We start from the raw sequence: 10,656 nt of genomic DNA, 5'->3' as shown, positions 1-10,656 counted from the left end.
CCATTACTGCATCAGGTGATAAAGAGCGGTGTTGGCAAATGCCCGTGTCGCCTCGGGCGACGAGGTTTTGCACGGATCGGCATCGGTCACCGGGGCCGCCTTGAACAACTGGTACCGCAGCGGATGGCTGGGGTATTCGCTGGCCGGATTCATCGGATGCGGGCAGGTGTGCAGCACCACGATGGTGTCCATCTCGAATCGAAGGTCCACTGTGGCGCCGGCGTGGGAGTGGCCCTCGGAGAAGGCCATGTTGCCGTCGTCATCTGTTTTTACTTTGCTGAACCAGTTCAGGTTGGCGGTCAGGTCTTTCTTGCCAAGGCCGTACTTGGCCAGTTCGTTCAGAAAGCTGTTGAAACCGTTTCGGTGGTAGTGGTTATGGGCTTCCTGATAGGTCTTTTTGCCCCAGCGCTTTTCCACCAGATCGGCATTGCAGGTGCCGGCGACGGTGTCGTGCCAGCCCAGGTCATCGCGGATGATGGAGGCAAATACCCGGCCCATGTCCGAGAGCAACACGTGGCCCTTGGTGAGCAGGAAGGTGTGCTGGTTTTTCAGGGTGTCCGGCATGTTGTACCGCTCGAGCGGGTTCTCGGGGTTGTACATCAACATGCCGACGTTGGCACCGCCGGTTTCGTCAATCAGGCGCAGCACGTGGCCGCGGCGCATGATAAAGGACCAGTGGGATCCGCCGGGAATCAGATCGTCGTAGAGGGGGGTTGCGGTTTGCAACATGGCCTTTTCCTCCTGGTTAGGGCATTTAAAAAGCGAGAGGCGTCAGTAACTGAGCGATCCTCCCGGGCTTTTGTCCCGCCGTGTAACCTTGGAAAAGGTCGTCAACTCTCGGACCAGCCGTCTGCACGGATTGATGGCAGACCGGAACCCTAGTTGACCATTGGTCAGATTGTGGCGCGTTGATTGTGGTTTCAGTAACCGACTTCTCGCTGCGTAATGGATACTCTGCAGAGTCCATGCCAATCGCTAAATTACTGTTTTTTATTGTGGTGGGATTTGAGGTGTCTGACAGGTCTGCTTCTTGCCTGGGCGAGCGCACTGTTTTTGTGCATCGAGCAGTGCCTTTCCTGTGCATTTATTTTCGGAGAGTGATTTCGGAGCCGCGCCAATGGTGGCATGGCCTTCGAGCCATCTACTACCAAGGGAGGAGTTTTTCGCCTCCATCGCACCATTCAACTTTCCGGGTTTGGCGTCTACATTGAATGGGTAAACGCGAAAGGCCGCGTTGCCCTGCGACAAACACAACAAGAGGTCGAGATCATGATCTACGCACAACCAGGAAAGGATGGCTCCGTCGTTTCTTTCAAATCCCGTTACGAGAACTACATCGGTGGGGAGTGGGTTGCCCCGGTAAAAGGCCAGTATTTCGAGAACATCACACCGGTCACTGGCAATGTGATCTGTGAAATTCCGCGCTCCAGTGCCGAAGATATTGATCTGGCCCTGGACGCAGCGCACAAGGCGGCACCTGCGTGGGGCAGGACCTCTCCCACCGAGCGTTCCAACATCCTGCTGAAAATTGCGGACCGCATCGAGGCCAACCTCGAGAAGCTCGCAGTCGCTGAAACCTGGGACAACGGCAAGGCCGTGCGCGAAACCCTGAACGCCGACATTCCCCTCGCGGCTGATCACTTCCGCTACTTCGCGGGTTGTCTTCGTGCCCAGGAAGGCCACATGGGCGAGATCGACCACAATACCGTGGCGTACCATTTCCATGAGCCGCTGGGTGTCGTTGGCCAGATCATTCCATGGAACTTCCCGATTCTGATGGCGGCCTGGAAACTGGGCCCCTGTCTGGCTGCGGGTAACTGCACCGTGCTGAAGCCTGCCGAGCAGACGCCTGCCAGCATCCTGGTACTGATGGAAATCATTGGTGACCTGCTGCCGCCGGGCGTGCTGAACATTGTTAACGGCTACGGCATCGAGGCCGGCCAGGCCCTGGCCACCAGCAAGCGTATTGCCAAGATTGCCTTCACCGGCTCCACCCCGGTTGGCTCCCACATCCTCAAGTGCGCGGCTGAAAACATCATCCCGTCCACAGTGGAGCTGGGTGGCAAATCCCCGAACATCTACTTCTCCGACGTGATGAAGGCCGAGCCGGAATTCATCGACAAGTGCGTGGAAGGTCTGGTTCTGGCGTTCTTCAACCAGGGCGAAGTCTGCACCTGTCCGTCACGGGCGCTGGTCCAGGAAGACATGTTCGAAGAGTTCATGCAGAAGGTGGTTCAGCGCACCAAGTCGATCAAGCGTGGCAACCCGCTGGACACCGATGTTCAGGTAGGTGCCCAGGCGTCGAAAGAACAGTTCGACAAGATCATGTCCTACCTGGCCATTGGTAAGGAAGAGGGCGCTGTGGTGCTGACTGGCGGCGACCGCGAGCATCTGGATGAAGAGTTCAACAATGGCTTCTACATCCAGCCCACCCTGTTCAAGGGTGACAACAAGATGCGCGTGTTCCAGGAAGAAATCTTCGGACCGGTCGTGGGCGTTACCACCTTCAAGACCGAGGAAGAAGCCCTGGCCATCGCCAACGACACCGAGTTTGGTCTGGGTGCCGGTGTATGGACCCGCGACACCAATCTCGCCTACCGGATGGGCCGCAACATCCAGGCCGGTCGGGTGTGGATGAACTGTTACCACGCCTACCCGGCTCACGCAGCCTTCGGTGGTTACAAGAAGTCTGGCGTTGGCCGTGAAACCCACAAGATGGCGCTCGAGCACTATCAGCAGACCAAGTGCATGCTGACCAGCTACGACACCAACCCGCTGGGTTTCTTCTGAATCAATGAGCGGTAAGCGGGCCTCCCACACGGGCCCGCCTGTGAGTCAGCACAGCGGATGTGCACCTTCATTCCCCGGTGTCTGGCCGGGGCGACTCTCTGACGAGAGTTCGGGTTTTTCTGTCACTCTCTTTTGGCCCTTCCCAGGGCCTTTTTTATTGGGGCGGATTTTGGTGTCAATGCGCTTTATCGCCCCAGTGAGTAGAACTCTGCGTTAGGCCGCATGTTTGTCACGTTTGCCATCCGATTGGAAAGCCCGAAGAACGCGGCGATGCCGGAGATGTCCCAGATATCCTCGTCGTTGAAACCATGACGTTTGAGTTCCTCAAAGTCCGCGTCACTCACTTCTTGGGCTTGTTGCGAAACCTTTATGGCGAAATCAAGCATGGCTTTCTGGCGTTCAGTGATGTCGGCCTTTCGGTAGTTCACGGCGACCTGGTCTGCGATCTCCGGGTTCTTTTCACGGATGCGCAGAATAGCGCCATGGGCCACCACGCAGTACTGGCACTGGTTCAGGTTGCTGGTAGCGACCACGATCATCTCGCGTTCGCCCTTGGTGAGGTTGCTGTCTTTTTCCATCAGGGCATCGTGGTAATCAAAGAAGGCACGAAACTCGGCGGGGCGATGTGCCAGTACCAGAAAGACATTGGGGATAAACCCCGACTTTCCCTGAACGGCAAGAATCTTCTCCCGGATGTCCGCCGGGAGTGATTCAAGCGACGGAACCGGGAATCGGCTTATTGGTTGTTCGTTGGACGAGCTCATAACAATTCCTTTAATGGCGGTTTTATGGTTCAAGAAGTTTCGGTTCAGCCTGCGACCGGTACGACGATACGCCCACGAACCTTGCCGTCCAGCAGTTGGCTGGCACCTTCGATGGCGTCTTCAAAGGGTATTTCCGTGATCATGCGCTCGAGCAGATCGATGTCGAGATCCTCCGACAGGCGCTTCCAGGCTTCGAGTCGCTCAGCTTTGGGCGCCATCACGCTGTCCACGCCACACAAGGTCACACCCCGAAGAATGAACGGGGCAACGGTGGACGGGAAGTCCATGCCGGCCGCCAGACCACAGGCTGCGACGACGCCACGGTATTTCATGCCGGCACAGACATTGGCCAGCACCTGTCCACCGGCCACATCAATGGCGCCGGCCCAGGTCTCGCGCACCAGGGGTTTGCCTGGTTCACTCAGCTCAGCGCGATCGAGGGTGTTTCCGGCCCCCAACGACTTCAGATAGTCTGCTTCCTCGGATCGGCCGGTCACCGCGGTCACGGAATAACCCCGCTTGGCCAACAGCGCCACCGCAATGCTTCCAACGCCGCCGGTTGCCCCGGTCACCAGGATGTCGCCGGAATCAGGTGTTACGCCATTCTTTTCCAGTGCCATGACACAAAGCATGGCGGTATAGCCGGCGGTGCCAATGGCCATGGCCTGTCGAGGAGAAAACGCCTTGGGCAGAGGAATCAGCCAGTCACCGGAAACACGGGCTTTCTCGGCCAGGCCGCCCCAGTGTTTCTCGCCAACGCCCCACCCGTTCAAGACAACCGGGTCGCCTGCCTTGAAGTCTGCATGCGTGGAGCTTGATACGGTGCCGGCAAAGTCGATGCCTGGAATCATCGGGTACTGTTTCACGATCGGTGACTTTCCGGTGATGGCCAGAGCATCCTTGTAGTTCAAGGTTGAGAAGGCTATATCCACGGTAACGTCGCCTTCCGGCAGTTCCGATTCTTCTATGGATGTCAGTGACACTTTTTGGTCGCCGCGTGATCCTTCAATGAGTATGCCTTTAAACATGTTGCCTCCGTGTTTGGGTAATGAGGATGGTTTTTCGTCCCGGGTCATGAGCCGCGAAGTAGCGACAAAAATCCCTGGGCGAACCGATCCAGTGGTTCTGGGGATTGATCCAGCTTTGCGCGCAACACCGCGCCCTCCCAACCAATCCAGAAGAAGTGCGCCATCTGATCGCACTTTAGATCCTTGGAAATCTCACCGGCCTGCTGGGCCTCTCTCAATACCCCAGCGGTGCGGCACTCCCAGTCCGTGAAAACGTCCTGTAACAGAACACGGAAACCCTCGGGCAGGGCGGTCATTTCCTGTCCCAGATTGCCGATCAGGCAGCCGCGGCGATACTCGAACCTGGCCATGCCCGTTTTGGCATCCTCAACAAACGCTTCGAGCCGCTGCAGGGGAGTGAGGGCGCGATCTTCAAACCAGCGATCAAATTTGCGCGCAAAATAGCGGCCGTAGGCTTCGATCAGGATCCGGCCGAAGGCTTCTTTATTGTCGAAGTAGTGGTAGAAGGAGCCTTTCGGTACGCCGGCTTTGCGAAGTATTTCGTCGATGCCGGTGGAGGAGTAACCCTTCTCCGTCAGCACTGACAGGCCCACGGTGATGAGCGTTTCCCGGGTATCCCTGAAATCGGCATTTTCAGTCTTCGGGGGGCGGCCCCGTTTTCGCTTGATGTCTGCTGTCTGGTTCATCGTCTTGACTCAATTTAGACCGATCGTCTATTTAATTATCAGAATAAACTAGACTGGTCGTCTAATAAAATCAAGTGAAGTTGCTATGGGGTGCAGCCAGGGCGGAATGGGATTCGCTCTCCCAAGTGGGAGCGATGCTACTTTGTGGTGGCCAAAAACAGTTCCAAAGTACCATATTGGCCCCTTGCCCCGGCCGATAGGATGGGAACTGGGTTATCGGCAATGTCGTTGATTCACCCTCAATGCGCTAACAATCATGACAATAGAGGTGAGCATTATGTGGACCAAACCAGCCTACGAAGATCTCCGCATCGGTTTCGAAGTCACCATGTACTTCGCCAATCGCTGAGTGCTGAAGCGGCCAGCCTCGAGCTGGCCGTTTTGCTTGTGGAGTGACCCACCATGTTGATTCACGTTCTGGGCTCCGCTGCAGGCGGTGGCTTTCCCCAGTGGAACTGTAACTGCGCCAACTGCGACGGCTTCCGGAAGGGTACCCTGAACGCCCGGGCCCGTACCCAGTCTTCCATTGCCATCAGTGAAGACGGCGAGCACTGGATCCTGTTTAACGCGTCCCCCGACATTCGCGCCCAGTTGGCTTCCTTCGAAGCGATGCAGCCGGCACGTGCTTTAAGGGATACCGGCATTGATGCCATTGTGCTGATGGACAGCCAGGTGGACCACACCACCGGCCTGCTGTCCCTGCGCGAGGGTCTTCCGATGGATGTCTGGTGTACCGAACAGGTGCATGAAGACCTCAGCGGTGGTTTTCCGCTGTTCACCATGCTCAAGCACTGGAACGGTGGCCTGAACTGGCAGCGCATCGAGGCATCCGAGCAGACGCCTTTTACCATTCCCTGCGCACCGTCCATCGAGCTGACCGCCATTCCGCTGCTGAGCAACGCACCCCCGTATTCACCGCGCCGGGACAACCCGCATCCGGGCGATAACATTGGCCTGTTCCTGAAAGACACCCGCACCGGTCAGACAGTCCTTTATGCCCCGGGCCTCGGCGAGCCGGACGACCGTATTCTCGGCTGGATGCGCCAGGCCGACGTGCTGATGGTGGACGGGACCGTCTGGCACGACGACGAGATGATCCGCCAGGAAGTAGGCACCAAGACCGGCCAGGCCATGGGTCATCTGGCCCAGAGCGGCCCGGGTGGCATGATCGAGGTGCTCGACACCATGCCGGCCCAGCGCAAGATCCTGATACACATCAACAACACCAACCCGATCCTGAACGAGGACTCCCCGGAGCGGGCGGAGCTGACCCGCCACGGCATCGAGGTGTCCTGGGATGGAATGCACATCGACCTTTCGGGGCAGCCATGAACGCCAAAGCCAACACCGCCATGAACCGGACGGATTTCGAGCAGGCCCTGCGCGCCAAGGGCCAGTACTACCACATCCACCACCCGTACCATAAAGCCATGTACGGCGGGCAGTGCACGCCCGAACAGATCCGCGGCTGGGTGGCCAACCGGTACTACTACCAGATCAAGATTCCCCAGAAAGACTCCGCCATCATGGCCAACTGCCCGGACGCTGGTGTGCGCCGGCTCTGGCTGCAGCGGATTCTGGATCACGATGGCCACGACGGCGATGTCGGCGGCATCGAAGCCTGGTTGTCCCTGGCCGAGGCGGTGGGCCTTAGCCGGGAAGAGGTGATTGACCAGCGCCACGTTTTGCCGGGTGTCCGCTTTGCCGTGGACGCCTACCTGAACTTCGCCCGCCGGGCGACCTGGCAGGAGGCGGCCTGTTCGTCACTGACCGAGCTGTTTGCCCCGGAAATCCACCAGTCCCGACTGGACAGCTGGCCCGCCCACTATCCGTGGATTGAAGAGAGCGGCTACAGCTACTTCCGCAAGCGTCTGTCCGAAGCCAGAAGAGACGTGGAACATGGCCTGACCATTACCCTCGACCACTTCACCACAGAGGCACAGCAGGCCCGGGCCCTGGAGATTCTTCAGTTCAAGCTGGACATCCTCTGGACCATGTTGGATGCCATGACCATGGCCTACGGCCATCGCACCCCGCCGTACCATACCGTGACCGACGAACAGGTCTGGCACCGGGGGCTGTAATGGAGGTGGGTATGAATGAGGTGCCGCGTTTTCGTCGAGGGTTCCGGTTCCAGTGGGAGCCGGCCCAGGAGAGTTATGTGCTGCTTTATCCGGAAGGAATGGTGAAGCTCAATGGCAGTGCCGGTGCCATTCTCAATCAAGTGGACGGCCAGCGTACCGTGGCCGACATCGTCGCCAGTCTGGAGCAGCAGTTCCCCGACGCCGGCCCGCTTGGCAAGGACGTCAGCGAATTTTTGCAGGACGCCCGGCACCAACACTGGATTGAACTGTCATGAGCACGACCAACCCCCACAACGCCGGGCCGCCCCTGTGGCTGCTGGCAGAGCTGACCTATCGCTGCCCGCTGCAATGCCCCTATTGCTCCAATCCGCTGGACTTTGCGCAAACCCAACAGGAGCTGACCACCGAGGAGTGGGTGAGTGTGCTTCGACAGGGCCGCACGATGGGGGCGGCGCAACTGGGTTTTTCCGGCGGCGAGCCCCTGGTCCGCCAGGACCTCGCGGAGCTGATCGCCGAGGCGCGGCACCTGGGGTATTACACCAACCTGATTACTTCAGGGCTGGGCCTGACGGAGGCCAAGGTGGATGCCTTTGCCGAGGCGGGGCTGGATCATATCCAGGTGAGCTTTCAGGCGTCCGATCCGGAACTGAACAACGCCGTGGCCGGCTCCCGAAAGGCCTTTGACCAGAAGCTGGCCTTGGCCCGGGCGGTGAAGGAAGCCGGCTATCCCATGGTGCTCAACTTCGTGATCCACCGCCACAACATCCACCAGATGAACGACATCATGGATTTGTGCGAGCGCCTGGGGGCGGACTACGTCGAGCTGGCCACCTGCCAGTATTACGGCTGGGCCTTCGAAAACCGGGAAGGGTTGATGCCTTCCAAAGCGCAGCTGGTGAAGGCAGAGCAGGAAGTGAACCGGTACCGGGAACGGCTGCAGCAATCCGGTTCGGCCATGAAGCTGATCTTTGTGACACCGGACTATTACGAAGAGCGCCCGAAAGCCTGTATGAACGGCTGGGGTAATCTGTTCCTGACCGTGGCCCCGGATGGCACCGCACTGCCGTGCCACAGCGCCCGTTTGCTGCCCATCGACTTTCCCAATGTCCGAGACATGGATCTGCAAAACATCTGGTACGACAGCCCGGGGTTCAACCACTACCGCGGCGACACCTGGATGCCCGAGCCTTGCCGTTCCTGCGATGAGAAGGAGAAGGACTTCGGTGGCTGTCGCTGTCAGGCCTATCTTTTGACGGGCAAAGCGGATAACGCAGATCCAGTATGCAGCAAATCGTCGTATCATGATCGAATACTGGCAGCGAGGAAAGCTGCCGATCATGCCACGGCCGGCCTGACTGAACTGGTATATCGAAATGCGGATAATTCACGGCTTTTCTTCCGGGGTTAACAACTCCGCCATCAAGCCTGCACTGGTCGGCCATCACCACGACAAAACGGTACTGAGTGCCTACGAGGCCTGCTCGGCGCATGTCCAGCGTGGGGAACTTGCGGTGGCCCCGGCGGGTGTGTTCTGGCTGGAGACGGATCCGGCACGCGGCTGCAATACGCTCTGGCACCTTTCCGATCAGGGGCCTGTTCGCCTTGGACCTGATGATCTTGGCATCCGCAGCCGGGTAAATGGCTATGGTGGTGGCGCCCTGGCGGCTGCCGACAGCGGTGTGTTCGTGGTTGGCGAGGATCAACAGATACGGTTTGTCAGTCTGCCCGACGGCCAGTGCCACAACCTGACCGATGACCCCGGAGCGGCCTATGGTGGGTTGGTCGCTGACCAGTCCCGTCGACGGGTGCTCGCGGTACGGGAAGCAGAGGGCAAGCAGCAGCTGGTTGCCGTCTCCATGCTGGGCGAGCGTTCGGTGCTTCATTCCGGCCTGGATTTTTACAGCGCGCCGGCGGTCTCGGCCGATGGCAGTCAGGTTGCCTGGACCAGCTGGCAGTTGCCGGATATGCCCTGGCTGCGTTCACGGCTGTGGACCGCAAATTGCTCTGAAGATGGATTGCTGGATCAAGGCCGGGAATGGCCCACACCTTCTGAGGCGTCGGTACAGCAGCCGGTGTTCGATGGCAACCAACTCTGGGTTTTGTCAGACCACGGGGGTTGGTGGCAACCCTGGCATATTGATACTTCGGGCGAGGGCGCTTGGCACGCCACCGAATCGCCAGCCCGGGATCATGGCAACGCGCCCTGGCAGTTGGGTGAATCCCACCACTGCCCGACAGGCAGTGGCAGTTGGGCCCGGGTTCGTTACTGCAATGGGACCGGCGAGCTCTGGCTAAGCTCCGGCGAAACGGGTGAAGCAATCCGGGTTGCCCGGGGCTTTGGCGACTTCCGATGTCTGCAGTCGGCTGGCGAGCATCTTTACTGCATCGGGCGAGCCGCCACCCGCCTGGACGCGGTCCTCCAGATTGATCTCGAGACCGGCCAGGCCCGCACCATTGCCGGGGGCGAGGAGGCCATGCCAGAGCCGCGGGCGGCACTGCCGCTGGATATCGAGATTCCGGCTCTGAACCCGGGTGAAGCTTCTATCCACGGATTTTTCTACACTCCGAAGCTGGCCACGCCAGACGTCCCTCCACTGATTCTGATTGCTCACGGAGGACCCACTTCGGCGGCCTATCCGGTGTTCAATCCCCAGGTTCAGTACTGGTGTCAGCGGGGCTTTGCCGTCGCTGAAATCAACTATCGAGGCAGCACCGGCTTTGGTCGTGAGTTCCGCCTGGCCCTGGAAGGTCGGTGGGGTGACGTGGATGTCGCGGATATGGAACGGGCGGCAGACCACCTTGCCTCCTTCGGCCTGGCTGATGGGAGACGGGTGTTTATCCAGGGTCGCAGCTCCGGGGGTTACACGGCCCTGATGGCGATGATCCGGAGCAGGCGTTTCACCGCTGGCGCGAGCATGTTCGGCGTAACGGATCCCATGCGTTTACGGGCCATGACCCATCGGTTTGAATCCGGTTATCTGGATTGGCTACTGGGGTCGCCAGAAAAATACCCGGAGCGGTGGCAGGAGAGAACGCCCCTGTTGCACGCCGAACGCATTACCGCGCCCATGATCTTTTTCCAGGGCGGACAGGACCGGGTTGTGGTGCCTGAGCAGACCCGGGCAATGACCGAGGCCATGAAAGCCGCGGGCAGGGCGCCGGAGCTGCACTGGTTTGAAGACGAGGGGCATGGTTTCCGGCGACAGGCCAATCAGGCCGGTATGCTCGAATGGATGTTCAGCTTCTACCGAAAGCATAGCCAAAAGGCCAATGATCAGGCGGAGAACTTGAGTTAAACTCTCGG

11 protein-coding genes and 1 riboswitch are annotated in these 10,656 nt (G+C 59.2%); of the genes, 7 read left to right on the top strand and 4 right to left on the bottom strand.

The window, feature by feature from the left end:
* Positions 1-3: 3 nt before the first annotated feature.
* Complete coding sequence (locus tag BM035_RS04130) at positions 4-729, bottom strand: urea amidolyase associated protein UAAP1 (RefSeq protein WP_008171023.1); 726 nt, start codon at positions 727-729, stop codon at positions 4-6.
* A gap of 57 nt (positions 730-786) precedes the next feature.
* Positions 787-893: riboswitch (guanidine-I (ykkC/yxkD leader) on the bottom strand.
* A 376-nt stretch (positions 894-1,269) separates the two neighbouring features.
* On the opposite strand from BM035_RS04130, the gene exaC reads away from it, so the two are divergent.
* Positions 1,270-2,790, top strand: a complete 1,521-nt coding sequence (exaC, locus tag BM035_RS04125) for an acetaldehyde dehydrogenase ExaC (RefSeq protein WP_008171025.1) — start codon at positions 1,270-1,272, stop codon at positions 2,788-2,790.
* A 185-nt stretch (positions 2,791-2,975) separates the two neighbouring features.
* Here the strand turns inward: exaC and BM035_RS04120 are convergent, their stop codons facing one another.
* From BM035_RS04120 to acuR, 3 genes are read right to left on the bottom strand one after another with little or no spacing between them, the layout of a single operon-like run.
* A complete protein-coding gene (locus tag BM035_RS04120) occupies positions 2,976-3,554 on the bottom strand; it encodes a peroxidase-related enzyme (protein ID WP_092030402.1) in 579 nt (192 codons plus the stop codon).
* A gap of 44 nt (positions 3,555-3,598) precedes the next feature.
* Positions 3,599-4,582: an acrylyl-CoA reductase (NADPH) gene (gene acuI / locus BM035_RS04115; protein WP_008171033.1), complete on the bottom strand. Its 984-nt coding sequence runs from the start codon at positions 4,580-4,582 to the stop codon at positions 3,599-3,601.
* Between the two features lie 44 nt (positions 4,583-4,626).
* On the bottom strand, positions 4,627-5,268 hold the full coding sequence (gene acuR / locus BM035_RS04110; RefSeq protein WP_008171034.1) for an acrylate utilization transcriptional regulator AcuR: 642 nt from the start codon (positions 5,266-5,268) through the stop codon (positions 4,627-4,629).
* Between the two features lie 277 nt (positions 5,269-5,545).
* On the opposite strand from acuR, the gene pqqA reads away from it, so the two are divergent.
* From pqqA to BM035_RS04080, 6 genes are read left to right on the top strand one after another with little or no spacing between them, the layout of a single operon-like run.
* Positions 5,546-5,617, top strand: coding sequence for a pyrroloquinoline quinone precursor peptide PqqA (pqqA, locus tag BM035_RS04105; RefSeq protein ID WP_007153157.1), 72 nt, complete (start codon positions 5,546-5,548; stop codon positions 5,615-5,617).
* 53 nt (positions 5,618-5,670) lie between these two features.
* Positions 5,671-6,600 carry a pyrroloquinoline quinone biosynthesis protein PqqB gene (gene pqqB, locus BM035_RS04100; RefSeq protein WP_008171036.1) on the top strand — a complete coding sequence of 310 codons (930 nt, stop codon included), beginning with the start codon at positions 5,671-5,673 and terminating at the stop codon, positions 6,598-6,600.
* Positions 6,597-7,352: a pyrroloquinoline-quinone synthase PqqC gene (gene pqqC / locus BM035_RS04095; protein WP_008171038.1), complete on the top strand. Its 756-nt coding sequence runs from the start codon at positions 6,597-6,599 to the stop codon at positions 7,350-7,352. The genes pqqB and pqqC overlap by 4 nt, the downstream gene beginning before the upstream one ends.
* Positions 7,352-7,627: a pyrroloquinoline quinone biosynthesis peptide chaperone PqqD gene (pqqD, locus tag BM035_RS04090; RefSeq protein WP_008171040.1), complete on the top strand. Its 276-nt coding sequence runs from the start codon at positions 7,352-7,354 to the stop codon at positions 7,625-7,627. The genes pqqC and pqqD overlap by 1 nt, the downstream gene beginning before the upstream one ends.
* Complete coding sequence (pqqE, locus tag BM035_RS04085; protein WP_008171042.1) at positions 7,624-8,760, top strand: pyrroloquinoline quinone biosynthesis protein PqqE; 1,137 nt, start codon at positions 7,624-7,626, stop codon at positions 8,758-8,760. Before pqqD ends, pqqE begins: the two co-directional genes overlap by 4 nt.
* Positions 8,726-10,648: a S9 family peptidase gene (locus tag BM035_RS04080; RefSeq protein ID WP_008171043.1), complete on the top strand. Its 1,923-nt coding sequence runs from the start codon at positions 8,726-8,728 to the stop codon at positions 10,646-10,648. The genes pqqE and BM035_RS04080 overlap by 35 nt, the downstream gene beginning before the upstream one ends.
* The last annotated feature ends 8 nt before the right edge of the window (positions 10,649-10,656 follow it).

The organism is Marinobacter sp. DSM 26671 (assembly GCF_900112835.1).
GTDB lineage: Bacteria > Pseudomonadota > Gammaproteobacteria > Pseudomonadales > Oleiphilaceae > Marinobacter > Marinobacter flavimaris.
This window is presented reverse-complemented; position numbering and strand designations above follow the sequence as displayed.

Excerpts from the sequence above, each read along its gene's own strand:
- pqqC (WP_008171038.1), top strand. The coding sequence starts at position 6,597 with ATGAACGCCAAAGCCAACACCGCCATGAACCGGACGGATTTCGAGCAG.
- BM035_RS04080 (WP_008171043.1), top strand. The coding sequence starts at position 8,726 with ATGCGGATAATTCACGGCTTTTCTTCCGGGGTTAACAACTCCGCCATC.
- pqqE (WP_008171042.1), top strand. The coding sequence starts at position 7,624 with ATGAGCACGACCAACCCCCACAACGCCGGGCCGCCCCTGTGGCTGCTG.
- pqqB (WP_008171036.1), top strand. The coding sequence starts at position 5,671 with ATGTTGATTCACGTTCTGGGCTCCGCTGCAGGCGGTGGCTTTCCCCAG.
- acuI (WP_008171033.1), bottom strand. The coding sequence starts at position 4,582 with ATGTTTAAAGGCATACTCATTGAAGGATCACGCGGCGACCAAAAAGTG.
- BM035_RS04120 (WP_092030402.1), bottom strand. The coding sequence starts at position 3,554 with ATGAGCTCGTCCAACGAACAACCAATAAGCCGATTCCCGGTTCCGTCG.
- BM035_RS04130 (WP_008171023.1), bottom strand. The coding sequence starts at position 729 with ATGTTGCAAACCGCAACCCCCCTCTACGACGATCTGATTCCCGGCGGA.
- exaC (WP_008171025.1), top strand. The coding sequence starts at position 1,270 with ATGATCTACGCACAACCAGGAAAGGATGGCTCCGTCGTTTCTTTCAAA.
- pqqD (WP_008171040.1), top strand. The coding sequence starts at position 7,352 with ATGGAGGTGGGTATGAATGAGGTGCCGCGTTTTCGTCGAGGGTTCCGG.
- acuR (WP_008171034.1), bottom strand. The coding sequence starts at position 5,268 with ATGAACCAGACAGCAGACATCAAGCGAAAACGGGGCCGCCCCCCGAAG.